Raw genomic sequence first — 20725 nt, forward strand, 5'->3', positions numbered from 1 at the left:
CCGGTGGATGATGCCCCATGGTTGAGCATATCCCGCTTGAACTGCCGGATAACCCGCGTCTGACGGGGAACATCACGCATTTTGCCCGCGCTTTGCGCCGTGGGGGGCTGCCCATTGGGCCGGGGCGGGTGATTGACGCCATTCGTGCGGTGCAGGTGGCGGGGTTCACGGATAAACGTGATTTCTACTGGACGCTGCATGCCTGTTTTGTGAATCGTCCCGAACATTCGCGCATTTTTGCTCAGCTCTTTCGCCTTTACTGGCGTGATCCGCGGTATCTGGAACATATGATGGCGGCGATGCTGCCTGCCATTCGCGGCGTGCAAGAAGAACGGCCTGCCCAAGCGGCCGAAAAACGCGCAGCCGAGGCATTGCTGGACGGCGCACAAGCACCGCCAAAGGATGAAACAGACGCGCCAAAGGAAGAGGAAACGCTGATTGAGGTTGATGCCTCGCTGACGATGTCGCCTTCAGAACGGCTCAAGACGTTGGATTTTGAATTGATGAGTCTGGCCGAGGTGGCCGAGGCCAAGCGCATGCTGGCCCGTCTTTCACTACCGATCAAACCGCTGCCTTCACGGCGCAGCAGCGCCAGTTTTGGTCAGGGGCGCGTTGATGCTGCCCGTTCTTTGCGTGGTGCCTTGCGACAAGGAGGCGAGATGACCGCGCTGGCGCTCGAAAAGCCCAAACCCCGCTGGCCCAATCTGGTGGCGCTTTGCGATATTTCAGGCTCCATGAGCCAATACAGCCGTATCATCCTGCATTTCCTACATGCCGTTGCAAATGAACGCGGCGCGGGCTGGGCGCAGGTGCATGCGTTTACCTTTGGCACGCAACTGACAAATATCACCCGCCATTTGCGCACCCGTGATGTGGATGCCGCGTTGAAAGCCGCAGGTGCGCAGGCGCAAGATTGGGAAGGCGGCACAAGGATCGGGCAATCGCTGGATGCCTTCAACCGCGACTGGTCACGCCGTGTTCTGGGGCAGGGGGCGGTGGTGTTATTGATCACAGACGGGCTGGACCGCGATGATCCTGCTGCGTTGGCGCGTCAGATGCAGCGGTTACATCTTTCGGCGCGGCGGGTGATCTGGCTCAACCCTTTGTTGCGCTGGGACGGGTTTGCGCCCAAAGCGGCGGGTATCCGCGCCATGCTGCCGCATGTGGACAGTTTTCGCGCGGGACATTCTATTGAATCTCTGGAAGCTTTGGCCGCTGCAATTTCCAAGCCCGATGATGTGGGTGAAAAAGCACGGCTGATGGGGATGATCGAGGGCGCCTAGACGCCCCCGAAGATAATCTTAGGTCACGTTTGCCGCGAAGGCGCTGTTATAGGCGGCGCTTAGATCGGACAGCGGTGCCGAGCTGGTGCCAAAGGCAAGCGTATCACCGCCAAATGTACCAACTTGGGTCAAGGTCAGGCCCGCTGCGGCTGCGGCTGTTGCCAGTGCGGCAGCGTTTTGCGCTGTGGCTGCGATCAGGTAGCGGGCTTGGTCTTCGCCAAACAGCTGCGCTGTGTCGCCCGTTTCAATCGCAAGGCCAAGGCCCGCGTGATTGGCCATCTCAAAGGCTGCGACGGCCAGACCGCCATCAGACAGATCGGTACAGGCCGCGATTGCCTTGTGGTTCGCGCGGATGAAATCGCCGTGTGCGGCTTCGGCGGTCAGATCAACATGGGGCGCGTCGCCCTCAATGCGGCCAAAGGCTTCGGCCAGTAGGGCCGATTGACCCAGATGGCCAGCGGTTTCCCCCAACAACAAGGCCACATGACCCGTCTGTACGTCAAAGCCGATGATGTCTGATGATGCCTTGAGCAAGCCAACCGCGCCGATGGTTGGGGTTGGCAGGATCGCGGAGCCGTCTGTCTCATTGTACAAAGACACATTGCCCGAAACGATTGGCACGTTCAGCGCAGCAACCGCTTCGCCGATGCCTTTGATTGCGCCAACAAACTGGCCCATGATCTCGGGCTTTTCCGGGTTGCCAAAGTTCAGGTTGTCTGTGGTTGCCAAAGGTGTCGCGCCGACGGCTGTCAAGTTGCGGTATGCTTCGGCGACAGCTTGTTTGCCACCCTCTACGGGGTTGGCTTTGACATAGCGTGGCGTCACATCGGAGGTGAAGGCCAGCGATTTATCTGTGCCGTGTACGCGGATGATGCCTGCGCCCCAGCCCGGTGTGCGGGCGCTGTCACCCATGACCATCGTGTCATATTGTTCAAACACCCATGCTTTGCTGCCGTAGTTGGGCGAGGAAAGCAGCGCCTTCAACCCGTCAATGGCATCAATGCTGGGCGCATCCGCCAGCGGTGCGGCTGCGGGGGTCTCGACCCATGGGCGGTCATACTCGGGTGCTGTGCCAGACAAGGCTTTGAGCGGCAGGTCGCCTTTCACTTCGCCGTTGAGGCGGATGATGAAGCGGTCCTCGGCAATTGTTTCGCCGACGATGGCAAAATCGAGGTCCCATTTGTCAAATACGGCTTTGGCCTCTGCTTCCAGCTCTGGGCGCAGAACCATGAGCATGCGTTCTTGAGATTCGGAGAGCATCATCTCATAGGCGGTCATGTTTTCTTCGCGGGTCGGGACCTTTTCCAGATCAAGGATCACGCCAAGGTTGCCTTTGTCACCCATCTCAACAGCGGAGCAGGTCAAACCAGCAGCACCCATATCTTGAATAGAGATAACAGCACCCGTCGCCATCAGCTCTAGCGTGGCTTCCATCAGGCGTTTTTCAGTGAAGGGATCACCAACCTGAACTGTGGGGCGTTTTTCTTCAATTGTGTCGTCAAACTCGGCCGAGGCCATTGTCGCGCCGCCGACACCGTCGCGGCCCGTTTTAGCGCCCAGATAGACAACAGGCATGCCAACGCCAGAGGCGGCGGAGTAGAAGATTTTATCTGCATCCGCCAGGCCCGCCGCAAAAGCGTTCACAAGGCAGTTGCCGTTGTAAGCTTTGTCAAAGCGCACTTCACCGCCGACACAGGGCACACCAAAGCAATTGCCATAGCCGCCAACACCCGCAACTACACCATGTACCAGTTGCTTGGTTTTGTGGTGCGAGGGTTCGCCAAAGCTAAGGCTGTTCATTGCTGCGATAGGACGTGCGCCCATGGTGAAAACATCGCGCAGAATGCCGCCGACACCCGTAGCGGCCCCTTGGTAGGGTTCAATGTAGGACGGGTGGTTGTGGCTTTCCATTTTGAACACAACAGCCTGACCATCACCGATATCAACAACGCCAGCGTTTTCGCCGGGGCCGCAGATGACCTGTGGGCCATCGACGGGCAGGGTCCGCAGCCATTTCTTAGAGGATTTATACGAGCAATGTTCGTTCCACATGGCCGAGAAAACACCCAGCTCAGTGAAACTGGGGGTGCGCCCCATCAGGTCGAGAATGGTTTGATATTCGCTATCGCTCAACCCGTGAGCGGAAATGATCTCTTGGGTGATCTCTGGTTCTGACATGGTGACGCTCCCCGAAGGCGTTAAAACTTGGCCCCTCTCTTAGGGCAGGAGTGGCCAATGGGGAAGGGCTGTTTATACATGGCTTGGGGGCTGAAGGGCACAAATCTGACGATCAGGCAAAAAAAGACCGGGCACAAAGGCCCGGCCAAGTCCAACAGGGAGGTATAAGGCGAAACACACGAAGCGTCTCAATCCTTATGCAGTCCAAATATGTTGCAGGTTGCCCATAATCAAGGCGGATTCTAAATGTTGTTGATCATGCCCGATATGCGCTCAGCGCATAGCTTGTGTGCCTTCACCTTCGGTTGCCTCAGCTTTCCTTGAGAAGCTTGCGGTAGCTAATGATTTCCTCTTGGACAAAACCTTTGAAGGCAGCGACCCGTTTTGATTGCCGAAGCTCCTCTGGATAAGCAAGGAACACGGGGACTTCTGTTGATCTGACATCAGGTAAAATGCGGACCAAGTCGGGGAAGTCTTGGGTCAGATAATCGGGGAGAACGCCAATCCCCAGATTATTCACTACGGCTTGTAGAACGCCGAAGTAATTGTTCACGGTCAGCAGAGATTTGATGTCATGCATCATCAAGCGCTGGATCAGGTGCAACCCTGCGCCAACTTGATTGCTTTCGGCCTTTTGGCAAATCAAGCGGTGATTTGAAAAATCTTCAAGCTGTTCAGGTGTGCCGTTGGCCGCGAGGTAGGTGGGGCTGGCATAAAGGCACATGCGCACTGTCATCAGGCGTTTGCGTACCAGATCCGCTTGTGAGGGTTCTTTGAGGCGGATGGCAACATCTGCTTCGCGCATTGGCAGGTCCAGCACACGTTCTTCCAGCATCAGATCGACTTTGAGGTCTGGGTATTGTTCATAGAGTTTGGACATACGCGGCGCGAGCCATAGGGTGCCAAAGCCAGTGGTGGTGGTCACACGTAATTCGCCAAAGACCTCTTCTTCGCTGTCGCGGATACGCGCTGCAGCGGCGTCAAGGCGTTTGGACATGGCGCGTGTGGCGTCAAACAGCAATTCACCCTGTTCGGTCAGGATGAGGCCCCGCGCATGGCGGTGGAATAGATTGGTGTGCAGTTGCTCTTCCAGCCCGCGCACTTGCCGGCTGACTGCGGATTGCGACAGGTTCAATTTATCCCCCGCATGGGTGAGTGAACCCGCGTCAGCGACCGCGTGGAAGATCCTCAGTTTATCCCAATCCATCGTGTACCTTTCTGGTTAGATACCTGTTTAACCTAAATCATCGCATGAAACACCCTAAACTAAGGGGGAAAATCGCTGGGGTTGCATAAATTTGTATACAGGTCAGCTTTTGTGACCTATCGTGCTTATATACTACGCAGTTAAAGCAAGCCTTAATGCTTGCCGGTTTCTTGGGAGGGACGCCATGACCACGCAGAAAATTTCACTTAATGACCGTTTTGATCTGACCAAGAACTCGGTGTTGCTGAATGGCACGCAGGCCTTGGTACGAGTCGTTATGATGCAAGCCGAACGCGACAAGGCGGCGGGGCTGAATACGGCGGGTCTGGTCACGGGCTATCGCGGATCGCCTCTGGGGTCGGTGGATTTGCAAATGATGCGGGCCCAAAAGAAGTTGGCAGAGCATCAGGTTACCTTTCAGGCGGGGCTGAACGAAGATTTGGCCGCGACCGCCATTTGGGGGTCGCAGCAGGCCGAGGTGCGCGGCGAGGGGAAATATGACGGTGTCTTTGGCCTGTGGTACGGCAAAGGACCGGGCGTGGACCGTACAGGCGACGTGATGCGCCATGCCAATATGGCAGGCAGTTCGACGCATGGTGGTGTGATCATGGCGATGGGCGATGACCATACGGGCGAATCCTCAACCGTGCTGCACCAATCGGATTTTGCGATGGTGGATGCCTATATGCCGGTGCTTTCCCCAGCAGGTGTGCAAGAAGTGTTGGATTTCAGCCTCTATGGTTGGGCGCTATCGCGCTATACGGGCCTATGGGTGGGCTTGAAGACCATGAAAGACACTGTCGAGGTCACATCGGTTGTGGACGGTGATCCGCACCGGATGAAATTTGTAACGCCTGATTTTAGCATGCCCGAAGGCGGGTTGAACATCCGTCTGGTAGATGAGCGCATCGCGCAAGAGGCGCGTCTGATTGACTATAAACGCTATGCCGCCGAAGCATTTGCCCATGTCAATGGCATCGACAAACGTGTTTGGGGCGATAGCAAAGCCAAGATCGGTTTTGTCGCGGCGGGTAAAAACTATCTCGATCTGGTGCATGCGATGTCTTTGCTGAACATTGATGCTGATGAGGCCGCCCGTCTGGGCATCACGACCTATAAGGTCGGGCAGACATGGCCGCTGAATATGAAAGGTTTTCATGACTGGGCCGAAGACCTTGATCTGATTGTTGTGGTTGAAGAGAAACGCAAACTGATCGAAGTGCAGATTAAAGAAGCACTGTTTGACGATGACTTGCGCCACCGTGTTTATGGCGGGCGTAAAAACGGCGAGGAGTTCTTTAGCGCGCGTTGGGCGCTGGACCCCGTGGATATTGCTGAAAAGCTGGGTAATGTCCTGTGCGAAGAAGGGCGCGGCACTGATGGCATCCGCCAAGGGCTTGCCGATCTGGCAGATGCCAAACGCGCGGATAACGCCGAAGAACTGGCAGGCCGTCTGCCGTATTTCTGTTCGGGCTGTCCGCATAACTCTTCTACCAAAGTACCAGAGGGCAGTCGTGCCTATGCGGGGATCGGGTGCCACTTTATGGTGCAATGGATGGACCGTGAGACATTCGGCTTTACCCATATGGGGGGCGAGGGCGCGAATTGGATCGGCGAAGCGCCGTTTTCCACAACGCCGCATGTGTTCCAGAACCTTGGAGACGGGACGTATAACCACTCAGGCGTGCAGGCGATCCGTGCGGCCATCGCGGCAAAAACGAATATCACTTATAAAATCCTCTATAATGATGCCGTTGCCATGACGGGCGGCCAAGAGAACGAGGGCGATCTGACGGCGCCGCGTATCGTGGCCGAGTTGAAGGCGATGGGAATCAAGACGCTTGAAGTTGTCTATGATGAAAAAGAAGACGTGGATTTTGCGGCCTTTAAAGGCACACCCACTCACGAGCGTGCTGACCTGCAATCTGTGCAAGAGCGTCTGGCCAAAGTCGAAGGCGTGAGTGCTATCGTCTATATCCAGACCTGCGCCGCCGAAAAACGCCGCCGCCGCAAACGCGGGACATTCCCTGATCCGGACAAGCGGATGTTCATCAACACGGATGTCTGCGAAGGCTGTGGCGATTGTGGGGTGCAATCGAACTGCGTATCCATCGTGCCCGCTGAAACGGAACTGGGCCGCAAACGTGCGATTGACCAATCGTCGTGCAACAAGGACTTTTCCTGTGTGAATGGTTTCTGCCCGTCCTTTGTGACGCTGGAAGGCGCTACGGTACGCAAAGACCCGACAACAGAGGTGAAAATCCCTGATCTGCCGCAGCCTAATCTGCCGGTAATCAATGGCACGTATAACGTGGTAATCACGGGTGTTGGCGGTACGGGCGTTGTGACCATCGGTGCCGTTTTGGCCCAAGCTGCGCAGATCGATGGCAAAGGTGCTGGCATGATGGAAATGGCTGGCCTCGCGCAAAAGGGCGGCGCGGTGAGCATCCATTGCCGTCTGGCGGAGAGGCCTTCGGACATTAGCGCAATCCGTGTTGCCACTGGTGAATGTGACGCGCTGATCGGTGGTGATCTGGTTGTGTCGGCAGGGAACAAGACACTTGGCCTGACCTCAACAGGGCGTACAGGGGCGGTGGTGAACAGCCACCAGATTATCACGGGCGATTTTACCCGCGATACAGAGTTCCAACTGCCCTACGACCGTCTGGAGCTGGCGTTGGAAGCGCGGATCAAAGACAAGCTGTCAATGTTTGACGCCTCTGATCTGGCCAAAGCCACGCTGGGTGATAGCATCTATTCCAACATGATGATCTTTGGTGGTGCATGGCAGAGCGGGCTGGTGCCCCTGACGCTGGAAGCGATCACCGAGGCAATCCGTCTGAATGGCGCTGCGGTTGAGCGTAACTTGCGTGCGTTTGAGATCGGGCGCTGGGCGGTTCTGTTTCCCGCCGACGCACAGGCGGTCATGGAGCCTAGTAATGTGGTGTCCTTGCCCAAAACGCTGGACGAAAAGATTGCGTTCCGCCGTGACCATCTGACGGCCTACCAAGGCAGCGGGCTGGCTAAACGCTATAGCAAACTGGTGGATAGCATTAGCGATCTGGCAGTGCGTGAAGCGGTGGCTGAGGGATATCACAAGCTGTTGTCGTATAAGGACGAGTACGAAGTCGCACGGCTGTTGCTGTCCTCACGTGAAAAGGCGCAAGCCGAGTTTGAGGGCGATTTCAAAATGTCCTTTAACCTTGCCCCGCCGATCCTGTCCAAGATGGGATCAAACGGGCGGCCACTGAAGCGTGAGTTCGGTCCGTGGCTGGAACGGCCTTTGCGCCTTATGGCACGGATGAAAGGCCTGCGAGGCACACCGCTGGACATTTTCGGTTATACAACCGAGCGGAAAATGGAACGCGCCTTGATCACGCAATATGAAGCCGACATGCGTGATGTTCTACCGAAGCTGGATGATAACACGCGCGAAGCGATTGTTGCATTGGCTAAACTGCCATTGCAAATCCGTGGGTTCGGCCCTGTTAAGCAGGAGAATGAGGCAACTGCAGCCAAGCGTCGCGAAGAGATATTGGCGGTAATCCGTTCAGGGGGTGCACCACTTGCGCGCGCAGCAGAGTAGCGCAATGAAAGTGTAACAAAAAAAGGCTAGTTGCATAAAAAAGGATTGAAATATGTCCCTGATGCAACTGCCGCCCACCGCCCGTGATCTAAGCTATGCATGGTCTGCACAGACCCGCAGTGGCCAAGCTGTCATTCGTCTGATGGAGAACGCAACGGGCCGTATTGGCCTGATCAAACGGGCACGCGGCTATGAAGCGCAACTGGCGGCTGGGGCTAATTTCTTTGAGGTCATGGCTGAGCGTTATGGTTTGACCCTTGATGTGGCTGCTAGTGCGCTGAGCAATGTACCCCGCCAAGGGCCGCTGATTGTTATTGCCAACCATCCTTATGGGATTTTGGACGGGCTGATGATGGGGCACGTCCTGAGCCGCACACGCCCTGATTTCAAGATCATGGCGAGTTCAGTTTTTGGGAAAGTCTCAGAGTTACAAAGCAGCATCCTGCCGATCAACTTTGCGGAGACCAAAGAAGCCGTTGCGATGAATCTTGAAACGCGGCGCACCGCGCTGGAGTCTCTGGGCAATGGCGGGGCCGTGGGGATATTTCCGGGTGGCACGGTTAGCACGGGGGTGAAGCCGTTTTCACATCCCATGGACCCGAACTGGCGTAGCTTTACCGCGCGGATGATTTCCAAGTCCGATGCCACGATATTGCCGATCTATTTTGATGGCCATACCAGCAGAATGTTCCAAATTGCCAGCCACTTACATGCCACGTTGCGTATGGGGTTGTTGATTAAAGAGTTCCGCAAGCGGGTGGATACGCCTGTGCGCATGGTCATCGGAGAGCCGATCAACCGCGACGTTTTGAAGCCGATGTCAAATGATGCAAAAGGTATGATGGATTTCCTGCGCAAAGCCACGTATGAGTTGGCCCCAGAGCCGCTCAAATCCTTTGATGCGGGGTATGAATTCGAGGACCGGCATCGCAGCCGGTAGGGCGCGCATATGGCGGTAGGCATTTTTGACAGTGGATTGGGCGGGTTGACCATTTGGGATGCTGTTCAGGCCCGTCTTCCCGATCAGGAATTTGTGTATTTGGCCGATAGTGCCCATGCGCCTTATGGTGTGCGTAGTGCGGACGACATCTATGATCTGACCGTTTCCGCCACCCAGCGCCTATTTGATGCTGGCTGCGATCTGGTTGTTCTGGCCTGCAACACCGCCTCTGCGGCTGCGCTGCGCCGTATGCAAGAAAGCTGGGTGCCAGAAGGCAAACGTGTGCTGGGCGTCTTTGTGCCCTTGATCGAGGCGCTGACCGAACGGCAGTGGGGTGATAACTCACCGCCACGCGAAGTCGGCGTGAACCATGTGGCGCTATTTGCCACACCCGCCACCGTTGCGACCCGTGCGTTCCAGCGGGAACTGGCGTTCCGTGCGATTGGTGTGGACGTTGAGGCGCAGGCCTGTGGTGGTGTCGTGGACGCGATTGAGGACGGGGATATGATCCTTGCCGAAGCACTGGTGCGCAGCCATGTGGACGCCTTGATGCGCAAAATGCCCAAACCTCAGGCGGCCATTCTGGGCTGCACACATTATCCGCTGCTGAAATCCACTTTCCAAGACGCTTTGGGCGCGGATGTTGCCGTGTTTTCGCAGGCTGATCTGGTGGCAGAAAGCCTTGCGGATTATCTGATCCGTCACCCTGACAAGACTGGCAGTGGCAATGCCGCGTTTTTGACCACAGGCGATCCCAAACGCGTCAGTGACCGCGCGACCCAGTTTTTGCGACGACCGTTGACCTTTACCGCAGCCTGAGGGCGCAAGATTCAATACGCAAAACACGTTTTTTCAGGACGACACATCATGACTTACAATATCGCTATTCTGGGCGCTTCGGGTTACACGGGCGCAGAGTTGATCCGGCTGATTGCTGGACATTCTTCTATGACAATCAAATCTTTGGGTGGTAATTCCAAAGCAGGGCAGAGCATGGCATCGGTGTTCCCACATCTTCGCCATCTGGACCTGCCTGATTTGGTAACCATGGAAGAAATTGATTTCTCACAGATTGATCTGTGCTTTTGCGCTTTGCCGCATAAAACCTCGCAAGAGGTGATTGCGCAATTGCCCAAAGATTTGAAGATTGTGGATCTTTCCGCTGATTTCCGGTTGCGTGACCCTGAGGAGTACCAGCGCTGGTACGGTAATCCGCATGCGGCATTGGAGCAGCAAGCCGAGGCTGTTTATGGCTTGTCCGAGTTCTACCGCACAGAAATTAAAGCGGCGCGTTTGGTGGCGGGAACAGGCTGTAACGCCGCGACGGGCCAGTTTGCGCTTCGGCCGCTGATCAGTGCAGGGCTAATTGATCTGGATGATATCATTCTAGACCTGAAATGTGCCGTATCGGGTGCGGGCCGTGCTTTGAAAGAAAACCTGCTGCATGCCGAGTTGTCCGAGGGCTATCATGCCTATGCGTTGGGCAGTACGCACCGTCATTTGGGTGAATTCGATCAGGAGTTTTCCGCGTTGGCAGGGCGGCCTGTGAAGGTTCAATTTACGCCACATTTGGTGCCTGCAAACCGAGGTATTTTAGCGACCTGCTATGTCAAAGGTGATCCGCAGGCCATGCACGCAGCATTGGAAGCGGCCTATGCGGATGAACCGTTTATCGTGGTACTACCTTATGGCGAGGCACCTTCTACGCGGCATATTCGGGGCTCGAACTTCTGCCACATCGGGGTCAGCGGTGACCGGACGTCTGGCCGTGCAACTGTGATCGCTGCGCTGGACAATCTGACCAAAGGGTCATCTGGCCAAGCCTTGCAAAACGCGAACCTGATGTTGGGCATTGATGAGACCGAAGGCCTGATGATGGCACCCCTGTTCCCATGATGCATATGAGGTCTGTATGAAAAGCCTGAAAAAACAGCGCCGAATTCAACTGATCGCTGTGGCGGTTGTGGCCCTTATCGGCTCAACTGCCTTGATCGGTTACGGGATGCGGGACGGGATCAATTTTTTCCGCGCCCCCAGCCAAGTTATGGCGGAACCGCCTGCGCCAAGTGAGGTGTTTCGCATTGGCGGCTTGGTGGAAGAAGGCACGTTGAAGCGTGGTCAAGGCGAGCAGATCAGCTTCTCGGTGACCGATGGTGGTGCCAGTGTTCCAGTGGTTTTTACAGGGGTGTTGCCTGATCTTTTTGGTGAGAATGAAGGCATGGTGGGGACGGGCCGTTATATCAACGGGGTCTTCGAAGCCACTGAAATCCTTGCCAAACATGATGAAACTTACATGCCAAAAGAGGTCGTAGACGCGTTGAAAGCACAAGGCGTCTACAAAGAGCCTGACAGCTAGAAGCGTACGCTCGGCTTAGCGGGTATTAACTATTTTGGCGCTTGATTTCCCCGACTGGAAAAGGGGAAATCCATGGCGACTGTCAGGCAGATTGCACAAGAGATTGTAAACCGCGAAGGCGGGTATGTGAACGATCCCGATGACCCGGGTGGCGCAACTAATTTTGGTGTGACCATCCACACTATGCGGCGTCTGGGGCTTGATCTGGACCGCGACGGCAGTATCACCGCCGTGGACGTCAAGCGCCTGACGCGGGCGCAAGCGATTGAAATTTTTCTAGAACATTACTTCAACAGCCCGCGTATTGCCGAACTTCCTGCGGCACTGCAGCCATCGGTTTTTGACATGTATGTGAACGCAGGCAGTAATGCGGTGAAAATTCTGCAACAGCTTTTGGTGGATATGGGCTATGCCGTTGCTGTTGACGGCGTGCTGGGGCCGCAGAGTTTTGCAGCCGTGCGTGTGGCCTTTGGTGCTGCGCCCGACGAGGTGGTGAACGCCTATGGCATTGCGCGGCGAAATTATTACTTTCGTCTTGCGGACCGCCGCACGGCAAGCCGGAAATACGCCCGTACGCTGGCGGGGGGCAAAGGTGGGTGGATCAAACGCGCAGAGGAATTCATTGCGCCCAAATACCATATGACGGATGCCGAATTCAAAGCGAGGACGCAGCAATGGGGATGATGGGGCGTTTTTTGAATGTTGTCTTTGGCGGAGAGCGTAACGTGATCCGAGAGACAGTTGAGGTGTTTCGCGAAAATGCTGACGCGGGTGGCGCGCGTAATGCGCAGGTGCAGGGGCAGGCGATGGGGCAATATGGCGAAGAGTTTCGCGCCGCACGGAGCGGTGGTTTTGATCGGTTTATGGATGGTTTGAATCGCTTGCCGCGTCCGGCAATGGCGCTGGGAACTTTGGGTCTGTTTATCTCGGCGATGGTGTCGCCCTTATGGTTCGCTCAGCGGATGCAGGGGATCGCCTTGGTGCCAGAGCCGCTTTGGTGGCTGCTGGGGGTGATCGTGTCGTTTTACTTTGGAGCACGGCATCAGATGAAGTCGCAAGAGTATCATCGTGGTATTGTTAGCGCTGTACAGCAGGTGCCTCGGGCTGTTCAAAACATAGAAATGATCGGTGGCCTGCGCGCCGAGTCTGCGGGTGTTGCGGATACAGGCACAGATGCCCGGTTGGATGCTGTGGCGATCAAACCTGATGACAATCCGGCGCTGGTGGCGTGGAAGGCCGCACATTGAGGTTCAGACCTGCGGCTCTTTGACCACTGTTAGCGGATCAGGTGAAATCAACTGGATCAAATCCGTGGTTCGTTTATATTGCGCCCATGATTACAGAGCTCGGACATTTCGCCCTCCTGCTCGCCTTTGGCGTAGCGCTTGTTCAAATGATAGTGCCCATGATCGGGGCGGCCAAAGGTTGGCCCGGTTGGATGGCGGTGGCTGAACCCGCTGCGATGGTGCAGTTTGTGCTGATTGCGGCCTCCTTCGGGGCGCTGACTTGGGCGTTTGTGACCTCGGATTTCAGCCTTGCTGTTGTTGTTTCAAACAGCCACTCGCTCAAACCGCTGATCTATAAAATTAGCGGTACGTGGGGCAACCACGAAGGCTCGATGTTGCTTTGGGTGCTGATTGTGGCGCTGTTTGGCGCGATGGCCGCATGGTTTGGCGGGCAGCTTCCTGCTACTTTACGTGCACGGGTTTTGGCGGTTCAAGCCTCTATCGGGGTGGCGTTTCTGGCGTTTATCTTGCTCACGTCCAACCCGTTTTCGCGGATGGAAGTACCGCCGTTTGATGGACAAGACCTTAACCCGCTGCTGCAAGACCCGGGTTTGGCCTTCCATCCCCCATTTTTATACCTTGGCTATGTGGGCCTGAGCATGGCGTTTAGTTTTGCCGTGGCTGCATTGATTGAGGGCCGCGTTGATGCCGCATGGGGGCGCTGGGTGCGCCCATGGACACTGGCGGCCTGGATTTTCCTGACCATCGGTATCGGTCTTGGCTCGTGGTGGGCCTATTATGAATTGGGCTGGGGCGGATTTTGGTTTTGGGACCCTGTTGAAAACGCCAGCTTTATGCCGTGGCTATTGGCGGGAGCGTTGTTGCATTCTGCCATTGTGGTGGAAAAACGCGAGGCGTTGAAAAGCTGGACCATCCTACTGGCCATCCTTGCCTTCGGTTTCTCACTGATCGGGACGTTCATCGTGCGTTCGGGTTTGCTGACATCGGTCCATGCTTTTGCGAATGACCCCGAGCGTGGGATTTTCATTCTTGGCATTATGGCATTCTTCATGGGTGGTGCATTGGTTCTGTTTACAATCCGTGCAGGCGCGATGGAGGCAAAGGGGGTGTTTTCCCTTGCCTCACGCGAAAGCGCGTTGGTGGTGAACAACCTGCTGTTGGCGGTTGCGTGTTTTGTGGTGTTTGTCGGGACGATGTGGCCACTGCTGGCCGAGTTGTTCTTTGATCGTAAGCTGAGTGTGGGGCCGCCATTTTTCGATAAGGCGTTTACGCCGTTTATGGTTTTGCTAGGGCTGGCGCTGCCTATCGGGTCGGCCATGCCGTGGAAACGCGCAAACATGCGACGTGCCATCTACCCGCTGCGCTATGCGTTTCTGGTGGCTGTCGCGATTGGCGGGCTTGTGTGGTCCATGCAGACAGGGCGTAGCCTGATCGGGCCTGTTGGCATGTTTCTTGGCGCGTGGATTTTGATGGGCGTTGTCATTGATCTGGCGCAGCGCACGGGGCGGGGGCCGAACCGCTTGCGCCGCTTGTTCCGTCTGCCTGGTGCAGATTGGGGTAAGGCGGTTGCACACGCAGGGCTTGGTATTACATTTATTGGCGTGGCAGGCATTTATGCGTGGACGGTTGATGACATCCGCGTGGCGCAAATTAATGTGCCGTTTGAAGTGTTTGACTACGACATGACGCTACGCAGTGTCACAAAAAGCAATGGACCCAACTATGTTGCGACAACTGCGGTCATTGATGTTTCGCAAGGCGGTGCATTTCTAGCGACACTTTCGCCCGAAAAACGGTTTTACCCTGTTGCGCAGATGCCAACCACGGAAGCCGCAATTCATCAGACCGCCAAACGTGACCTTTATGTTGTCATTGGAGATGAGCAGGAAGGCGGCGGTTGGGCGGTGCGGACTTATATCAAGGCGATGACCACATGGATCTGGATTGGTACGGGGCTGATGGCGCTTGGCGGGATATTCAGTCTGTTTGACAGGCGCTTCCGCGTTGCTGTGGGGACGCGCAAGACACCCGTCAAGGGAGTACCAGCAGAATGAAGCGGCTTGTCCTGATCCTCATGCTGTTGGCCAGCCCCGTGACGGCGGTTGAGCCTGACGAAATCCTTTCTGATCCTGTGCTAGAGCAACGGGCGCGCGAACTCTCCAAGGGGTTGCGCTGCCTTGTGTGTCGCAACGAAAGCATCGACGAGAGTAACGCCTCGCTGGCGAAAGACCTGCGCATTTTGTTGCGTGAACGTCTGGTAGCAGGGGATAGCGACGCGCAGGCGGTTGATTTCATCGTTGCACGGTTTGGGGAATATGTGTTGCTGAACCCACGAAGCGGCGGCATGAACTGGCTGCTGTGGGGGGCAGGGCCGCTGATGCTGATGCTGGCGGGTACAACTGGTGCCTTCTATGTCCGCAGCCGCAGCCGTGCGAAAGCCCCGCAAGACGAAGAGTTGAGCGCTGATGAGGCGCAGAAATTGCGCGACATCCTGAACAATTGACGCGCCGTTTGGCTGGCAGCTTTGAAAATGCCTGTTATCATCTGGCGTAGTTGTAAAATGTGAGGCCACGATGGACTATCAAACGATTACCTATGAGTTGAGCGATGGCATGGCCATTGTGACCATGAACCGTGCGGATAAATATAATGCCCTGACCACCCAAATGCGTGCCGAGATCGAGCATGCATTTTCGCGCGGGGGCCGTGAGGCGCGCGTGGTGGTGATCACCGGCGCTGGCAAAGCCTTTTGTTCCGGGCAAGACCTTGGGGATGCCGCAAGCGGCGGCTCAATTGATCTAGAGCGTACTTTGCGCGACGAATACGCACCGATGTTGCGTGCGATCGTCAACTGTCCTGTGCCTACTATTGCCGCCGTTAACGGCCCCGCTGCGGGGGCTGGTGCCAATCTGGCGCTGGCGGCGGATGTCGTGTTTGCGACCGATAGTGCATATTTTTTGCAGGCGTTTACGCGCATTGGCCTGATCCCCGATGCAGGCGGGACTTATACGATGCCTCGTCAGGTGGGCATGGCCAAAGCAATGGGCGCGGCCCTGTTTGCGGATAAAATCTCTGCCCGTCAGGCCGACGACTGGGGGATGATCTGGGAAGCCGTTGAGGATGCCAAGTTTGACGCCCACTGGCGCGCCAAAGCGGCCCATCTGGCAGCGGGTCCAACCGCAGCCTATGCTGCCACCAAGCAAGTTATCCGTGACAGTTGGGGCAATAACTTTGAAGAGCAATTAAACCTCGAAGCCCAAGAACAAGGGAAATGCGGAAATTCGCGCGACTTTAAAGAGGGTGTGATGGCCTTTACACAAAAACGCCCTGCGGTATTTGAAGGGCGCTAACCTAGCCAATAAAGCCACGACACAAGAAAGGCCGCAGCATTCATATGCTGCGGCCTTTCTTTGTTGTCTCATACTTCGATTAGCCTCAGGGCGTCACGCGGCGCTCTACCAGCAATACATCCGAAACGGTGGGGGCCTTGCCATTCTTGCGCGCAACCACGGCCACCGCAATGCCATTTGCCAAAACTGTGTGGACTGAACCAGAGACCTGTTTGATCGTGATCTCAGGGGGCATATCGCCTTTGTCATACACAACTGCGATATGATCAGACGCACCGTCGGTATCAGGGACAAGCGCACCTTTAGGGCCTTTTTCGCATTGGGCTTGGGGTGGCATAAGGCTCTTGGCTTCTGACCATTCGTAACGTGTAAAGGATGTGTCGGGCTGCGGTGCCATTATGGGGAGCTCCTATGAAACTGGCGTCAGGATCAGGTAGGGTCGTTGTATTTCTACCCTACCTGAGTTTTTTTGATCAGACTACTGCCGGATTTGGTTCGAACATTTGTTCGATGGTGTTTTCAGCGATGAGAGAAATGTCCGCAGCTGTAAGCGTACCTGCACCACCAGCAACGCGGGCCAGAACAGTGTCCCCCATTCTGATCACAGCATCATCGCCATCATCTGAAACGGATATGTCCGCATCTTCATCGATATCATCAACAATCACAGTGATGGCATCGTCGCTTGGTACAAAGCTTGCGATAACAGGCGCAACGTCACCTACTTGTTCGGACATGATGTGATAGGTATCGCTGCCTTCGTGGCCATTAGCGATATCGCCGGACCCGAGGATCAGGTCATCATCGCCTGCGCCGCCCCAAACGCGGTTGCCAACGCTATCATCACGCATATCAATGCCGCCATTGATATCAGTCAGTTCACCGCCATCACGCAACTCGGTCAATTCAGTCAGGTTCAAAGGCAGGTTTTCGATGATGCCACCAAAGACAACGTCGTCACCTTCGCCGCCAGCGACCATATCGCCGCCGCGACCACCGATAACCGTGTCGTTACCTTCATCGCCGCGCACCGTGTCCCAGCCGTAATCGCCTGACAAGAAATCATCGCCGCCTTGGCCTTCAATCAGGTCTTGGCCGGTGTTACCCGTCACGAAATCATCGCCATCGCCCGAGCACAACATGTCGTCGCCAGCTTCTCCAACCAATACGTCTTCGCCATCGCGGCCAAAGATCGTATCGTTGCCTGCGCGGCCATTCATGACATCGTCGCCAGCGTTGCCATCAATGAAGTCGTCGCCAGTGTTGCCTTCAAGGCGGTCATCGCCTTCGCCGCCTTCAATCTCTTCTGCTTCGGTGTGATCGTCATCATTGCTATCCAGAGCGAAACCCAAAAGCGCGAGCGGGAGAGCCAAACTAAGTAACATCAACATCGTAAAATTCCTTTGAGCGTGTTAGTTACCCATGACTACGCAACCTTTTAGCAACGGGTCAAGGTTCTGTTAACCATTGTATGCTCCAGCGAAACAATGCCTTACTTCTGCCTCTTTTTCGTATTTTCTGATGATTCTGACAGGGGGTTTTGTGCACAATGACCTCATTAAAAGGGGATTGGGCTGTACGGCTTTAAGCCGTTCTCGATGTGATTCGCAGCCTGTGTAGGCCACTTGAACCAATAGAGTGATCGGGGGGTAGTGGGGCGTAGCGGCTTGGAAATTACAGTCACGCAAAAGAAAACCCCCAGTCGCGATGAGCGGCTGGAGGCTTGTGTGTCTTAGAATAAGCTTAGCGCTTTTCGATATCCACATAAGGGCGGATATCTGCACCTTGATAGAGCTGGCGTGGGCGGCCAATTTTCAGCTGTGGATCGTTAAGCTGTTCTTTCCACTGTGAAATCCAGCCAACCGTCCGTGCCAATGCAAAGATCGGTGTGAACATCGAGGTTGGGAAACCCATCGCTTCGAGGATGATGCCCGAGTAGAAATCGACGTTCGGGAACAATTTCTTTTCTGCGAAGTACGGATCGGCCAAAGCTTGCTTTTCAAGCTCTTTGGCGACCTGCAAAATCGGGTTGTTTTCAACGCCGAGCAGTTCCAGAACCTCATCCGCTGACTGCTTCATCACAGTTGCACGTGGGTCGCGATTTTTATAGACGCGGTGGCCAAAGCCCATCAGGCGGAAGGGATCGTTTTTGTCTTTGGCGCGGGCAATGAATTCAGGAATACGGTCCGGTGTGCCGATTTCCTTAAGCATTTCGAGGCACGCTTGGTTTGCACCACCGTGGGCAGGGCCCCAGAGGCAAGCAATACCGGCAGCGATACATGCAAAGGGGTTCGCACCCGAAGAAGACGCCAGACGCACTGTGGAGGTCGATGCGTTTTGCTCGTGATCTGCGTGCAGGGTAAAGATGCGGTCCATTGCGCGGCTGAGGATCGGATCAACAACGTAGTCTTCGGCAGGTACGGCAAAGCACATGCGCAAGAAGTTGGAAGCGTAATCCAGATCGTTGCGCGGATACACAAACGGTTGGCCGATGGTGTATTTGAATGCCATCGCAGCGATTGTTGGCATTTTGGCGATCAGACGGATCGAAGCCACTTCGCGCTGCCATTCATCGTTGATGTCAGTTGAGTCGTGGTAGAATGCAGACATCGCGCCAACCACACCCACCATAACGGCCATAGGGTGTGCATCGCGGCGGAAGCCACGGAAGAAGTTGATCATCTGTTCGTGAATCATCGTGTGGTTTGTCACACGGTTCTCGAAATCTTCCAGCTCTTTGGGAGAGGGAAGCTCACCGTAAAGGAGCAAATAGCAGACTTCGAGGTAATGGGAGTTTTCGGCCAGATCGCCAATCTCATAACCACGGTGCGTCAGGATGCCCTCATCCCCATCGATAAAGGTGATTGTGCTGTCGCAAGACGCTGTTGAGGTAAAGCCCGGATCATAGGTGAAAACACCTGCTTGGCTGTATAGTTTACGGATGTCGATTACGTCCGGTCCGGAAGTAGGCGTGAACATCGGCAATTCGACTGTCTTGTCTCCAATGGTCAGTTTCGCTGATTTGGTACTCTCGGCCATTCGTATCCCCTTTTAGGTTGGCTTCGGGTGAGGCAATAGTCCACCCGCATCTGAGCCAGCGCGCGCTGGCTCGTTTTTTAGTTTTATCTACAACATCCATTAACGACAGATTTATGACTGTCTCAGGATGAAGCGTCTTTTAGGCGGGCCAAGGTTTCATCGCGGCCCAGCACCAGCATCATATCATAGACCGAAGGCGTCGCAGCGCGTCCTGCAAGGGCTGCACGCAGCGGCCCTGCCAGCACACCGAACTTGATCTCTTTCGCGGCAGCAAAGCCGTTCAGAACCTCTTCGAGCGTTTCACGTTCCCAGCTACCATCTTGCAACTGCGGCGTCAATTCTCCCAGTATACCACGGGATACCGGATCAAGATTTTTTGAAGATTTCTCGTCTGGTGTGATTGGACGCTGGGCTAAAATAAAGTGACCCTTTTCAAGCAGTTCTGGTAGTTTTTTTGCACGTTCTTTCAGGCAGTACATTGCCCGCTCTAATCCGTCACCTTGTTCTGGTGTCAAAGCAGGCAGGTCTGATGCCTCCAAAAACGCTTGTATTTCCTGCCGCAACGCAGCGTCATTTGCGATGGCAATATGTTGACCACAGATGTTCTCAAGTTTCTTGAGGTCAAACTGTGCTGGGCTTTTGCGGATTCCGTCAATATCGAACCATTCTTTTGCCTGTTCGTCGCTAAAGAACTCGTCATCGCCATGGCTCCACCCCAGCCGCGCCAGATAGTTGCGCATGCCAGCAGCAGGGTAGCCCATGGTCTGATATTCCTGTGCGCCCAAAGCCCCGTGGCGTTTGCTGAGCTTTTTGCCGTCGCTGCCATGGATCAACGGGATATGTGACCAGACTGGAACGTCCCAGCCCATGCCGTGATAGATCATCATCTGGCGGGCGGCGTTGTTCAGGTGGTCATCGCCGCGGATCACATGTGTGACGCCCATATCGTGGTCATCGACCACAACCGCCAGCATATAAACGGGTGAGCCGTCCGAGCGCAGCAAAACCATGTCATCCAGTTGTGCGTTGTCGATGGTAACATCGCCCTGAACGGTATCGCGGATCACGGTTTTGCCACCATCGGGGGCTTTGATACGGATCACAAAAGGCGCGTCGGGGTGGCTGGCAGCATCTGCATCGCGCCACGGCGAACGGTACAGCGTGCTGCGCCCCTCGGCGCGGGCTGTTTCGCGGAAGGCTTCGATTTCTTCTTGGCTGGCAAAGCACTTGAATGCCGCGCCCTTTTCCAGCAACGCATGGGCCACTTCAATGTGGCGGGGGGCCATTTCATGCTGGCTGATGACGTCGCCGTCATGGTCAAGTCCTAGCCATGCAAGGCCCTGCAAAATCGCTTCGGTCGCTTCGGGCGTGTGGCGCGCACGGTCTGTGTCTTCGATCCGCAACAAAAACTTGCCTCCACGGCCACGGGCATACAGCCAGTTGAACAGCGCAGTACGCGCGCCGCCAATATGCAGAAAACCCGTAGGCGAGGGGGCGAAGCGGGTAACGATTTCAGAGCACATGGGCGGTCCTTTCGGG

At 55.5% G+C, this 20725-nt stretch carries 17 protein-coding genes; 11 read left to right on the top strand and 6 right to left on the bottom strand.

Annotated elements, in window-relative coordinates:
- Positions 1-17 precede the first annotated feature (17 nt).
- On the top strand, positions 18-1283 hold the full coding sequence (locus GGR95_RS06980) for a vWA domain-containing protein (protein ID WP_184564192.1): 1266 nt from the start codon (positions 18-20) through the stop codon (positions 1281-1283).
- 18 nt (positions 1284-1301) lie between these two features.
- Here the strand turns inward: GGR95_RS06980 and purL are convergent, their stop codons facing one another.
- Together purL and GGR95_RS06990 are read right to left on the bottom strand one after the other, a co-directional pair.
- Positions 1302-3461 (bottom strand): phosphoribosylformylglycinamidine synthase subunit PurL, encoded by a 2160-nt coding sequence (purL, locus tag GGR95_RS06985; RefSeq protein ID WP_184564194.1) that lies wholly within the window; start codon positions 3459-3461, stop codon positions 1302-1304.
- Positions 3462-3771: 310 nt separating this feature from the next.
- The gene (locus tag GGR95_RS06990) at positions 3772-4668 is read right to left on the bottom strand and encodes a LysR family transcriptional regulator (RefSeq protein WP_184564196.1); all 897 of its coding nucleotides are present in this window, start codon (positions 4666-4668) and stop codon (positions 3772-3774) included.
- 184 nt (positions 4669-4852) lie between these two features.
- On the opposite strand from GGR95_RS06990, the gene GGR95_RS06995 reads away from it, so the two are divergent.
- The 10 genes from GGR95_RS06995 (at position 4853) to GGR95_RS07040 (ending at position 16147) form a co-directional block, all read left to right on the top strand.
- The gene (locus GGR95_RS06995) at positions 4853-8254 is read left to right on the top strand and encodes an indolepyruvate ferredoxin oxidoreductase family protein (RefSeq protein ID WP_184564198.1); all 3402 of its coding nucleotides are present in this window, start codon (positions 4853-4855) and stop codon (positions 8252-8254) included.
- A 52-nt stretch (positions 8255-8306) separates the two neighbouring features.
- Positions 8307-9194, top strand: a complete 888-nt coding sequence (locus tag GGR95_RS07000; protein ID WP_184564200.1) for a lysophospholipid acyltransferase family protein — start codon at positions 8307-8309, stop codon at positions 9192-9194.
- Between the two features lie 9 nt (positions 9195-9203).
- Entirely contained in the window at positions 9204-10013 is an 810-nt protein-coding gene (locus tag GGR95_RS07005) for a glutamate racemase (protein WP_184564202.1), read from the top strand.
- Positions 10014-10061: 48 nt separating this feature from the next.
- Positions 10062-11090 carry an N-acetyl-gamma-glutamyl-phosphate reductase gene (gene argC, locus GGR95_RS07010; protein ID WP_184564204.1) on the top strand — a complete coding sequence of 343 codons (1029 nt, stop codon included), beginning with the start codon at positions 10062-10064 and terminating at the stop codon, positions 11088-11090.
- Between the two features lie 16 nt (positions 11091-11106).
- Positions 11107-11550, top strand: a complete 444-nt coding sequence (gene ccmE, locus GGR95_RS07015; protein ID WP_184564206.1) for a cytochrome c maturation protein CcmE — start codon at positions 11107-11109, stop codon at positions 11548-11550.
- A gap of 72 nt (positions 11551-11622) precedes the next feature.
- Positions 11623-12234, top strand: a complete 612-nt coding sequence (locus tag GGR95_RS07020; RefSeq protein WP_184564208.1) for a holin-associated N-acetylmuramidase — start codon at positions 11623-11625, stop codon at positions 12232-12234.
- Positions 12225-12797, top strand: coding sequence for a holin family protein (locus tag GGR95_RS07025; protein ID WP_184564210.1), 573 nt, complete (start codon positions 12225-12227; stop codon positions 12795-12797). The genes GGR95_RS07020 and GGR95_RS07025 overlap by 10 nt, the downstream gene beginning before the upstream one ends.
- 86 nt (positions 12798-12883) lie before the next feature.
- A complete protein-coding gene (locus tag GGR95_RS07030) occupies positions 12884-14851 on the top strand; it encodes a heme lyase CcmF/NrfE family subunit (protein ID WP_184564212.1) in 1968 nt (655 codons plus the stop codon).
- Positions 14848-15300: a cytochrome c-type biogenesis protein gene (locus GGR95_RS07035; protein ID WP_184564214.1), complete on the top strand. Its 453-nt coding sequence runs from the start codon at positions 14848-14850 to the stop codon at positions 15298-15300. The genes GGR95_RS07030 and GGR95_RS07035 overlap by 4 nt, the downstream gene beginning before the upstream one ends.
- 70 nt (positions 15301-15370) lie before the next feature.
- Positions 15371-16147: an enoyl-CoA hydratase-related protein gene (locus tag GGR95_RS07040; protein ID WP_184564216.1), complete on the top strand. Its 777-nt coding sequence runs from the start codon at positions 15371-15373 to the stop codon at positions 16145-16147.
- 85 nt (positions 16148-16232) lie between these two features.
- Here the strand turns inward: GGR95_RS07040 and GGR95_RS07045 are convergent, their stop codons facing one another.
- The 4 genes from GGR95_RS07045 to gltX form a co-directional block, all read right to left on the bottom strand.
- Complete coding sequence (locus GGR95_RS07045; protein WP_246423314.1) at positions 16233-16544, bottom strand: hypothetical protein; 312 nt, start codon at positions 16542-16544, stop codon at positions 16233-16235.
- A 76-nt stretch (positions 16545-16620) separates the two neighbouring features.
- Positions 16621-17538: a calcium-binding protein gene (locus tag GGR95_RS07050; RefSeq protein ID WP_184564218.1), complete on the bottom strand. Its 918-nt coding sequence runs from the start codon at positions 17536-17538 to the stop codon at positions 16621-16623.
- 352 nt (positions 17539-17890) lie between these two features.
- Complete coding sequence (locus tag GGR95_RS07055; RefSeq protein WP_184564220.1) at positions 17891-19186, bottom strand: citrate synthase; 1296 nt, start codon at positions 19184-19186, stop codon at positions 17891-17893.
- Positions 19187-19308: 122 nt separating this feature from the next.
- Positions 19309-20709 carry a glutamate--tRNA ligase gene (gltX, locus tag GGR95_RS07060; RefSeq protein WP_184564222.1) on the bottom strand — a complete coding sequence of 467 codons (1401 nt, stop codon included), beginning with the start codon at positions 20707-20709 and terminating at the stop codon, positions 19309-19311.
- Positions 20710-20725: the final 16 nt, after the last annotated feature.

Origin of the sequence: Sulfitobacter undariae, assembly GCF_014196805.1 — a bacterium.
GTDB classification, from domain to species: domain Bacteria; phylum Pseudomonadota; class Alphaproteobacteria; order Rhodobacterales; family Rhodobacteraceae; genus Sulfitobacter; species Sulfitobacter undariae.

What these genes read in the sequence shown, in the direction of transcription:
- GGR95_RS06980 (WP_184564192.1), top strand. Translation starts at nt 18, where the DNA reads ATGGTTGAGCATATCCCGCTTGAACTGCCGGATAACCCGCGTCTGACG.
- purL (WP_184564194.1), bottom strand. Translation starts at nt 3,461, where the DNA reads ATGTCAGAACCAGAGATCACCCAAGAGATCATTTCCGCTCACGGGTTG.
- GGR95_RS06990 (WP_184564196.1), bottom strand. Translation starts at nt 4,668, where the DNA reads ATGGATTGGGATAAACTGAGGATCTTCCACGCGGTCGCTGACGCGGGT.
- GGR95_RS06995 (WP_184564198.1), top strand. Translation starts at nt 4,853, where the DNA reads ATGACCACGCAGAAAATTTCACTTAATGACCGTTTTGATCTGACCAAG.
- GGR95_RS07000 (WP_184564200.1), top strand. Translation starts at nt 8,307, where the DNA reads ATGTCCCTGATGCAACTGCCGCCCACCGCCCGTGATCTAAGCTATGCA.
- GGR95_RS07005 (WP_184564202.1), top strand. Translation starts at nt 9,204, where the DNA reads ATGGCGGTAGGCATTTTTGACAGTGGATTGGGCGGGTTGACCATTTGG.
- argC (WP_184564204.1), top strand. Translation starts at nt 10,062, where the DNA reads ATGACTTACAATATCGCTATTCTGGGCGCTTCGGGTTACACGGGCGCA.
- ccmE (WP_184564206.1), top strand. Translation starts at nt 11,107, where the DNA reads ATGAAAAGCCTGAAAAAACAGCGCCGAATTCAACTGATCGCTGTGGCG.
- GGR95_RS07020 (WP_184564208.1), top strand. Translation starts at nt 11,623, where the DNA reads ATGGCGACTGTCAGGCAGATTGCACAAGAGATTGTAAACCGCGAAGGC.
- GGR95_RS07025 (WP_184564210.1), top strand. Translation starts at nt 12,225, where the DNA reads ATGGGGATGATGGGGCGTTTTTTGAATGTTGTCTTTGGCGGAGAGCGT.
- GGR95_RS07030 (WP_184564212.1), top strand. Translation starts at nt 12,884, where the DNA reads ATGATTACAGAGCTCGGACATTTCGCCCTCCTGCTCGCCTTTGGCGTA.
- GGR95_RS07035 (WP_184564214.1), top strand. Translation starts at nt 14,848, where the DNA reads ATGAAGCGGCTTGTCCTGATCCTCATGCTGTTGGCCAGCCCCGTGACG.
- GGR95_RS07040 (WP_184564216.1), top strand. Translation starts at nt 15,371, where the DNA reads ATGGACTATCAAACGATTACCTATGAGTTGAGCGATGGCATGGCCATT.
- GGR95_RS07045 (WP_246423314.1), bottom strand. Translation starts at nt 16,544, where the DNA reads ATGGCACCGCAGCCCGACACATCCTTTACACGTTACGAATGGTCAGAA.
- GGR95_RS07050 (WP_184564218.1), bottom strand. Translation starts at nt 17,538, where the DNA reads ATGTTGATGTTACTTAGTTTGGCTCTCCCGCTCGCGCTTTTGGGTTTC.
- GGR95_RS07055 (WP_184564220.1), bottom strand. Translation starts at nt 19,186, where the DNA reads ATGGCCGAGAGTACCAAATCAGCGAAACTGACCATTGGAGACAAGACA.
- gltX (WP_184564222.1), bottom strand. Translation starts at nt 20,709, where the DNA reads ATGTGCTCTGAAATCGTTACCCGCTTCGCCCCCTCGCCTACGGGTTTT.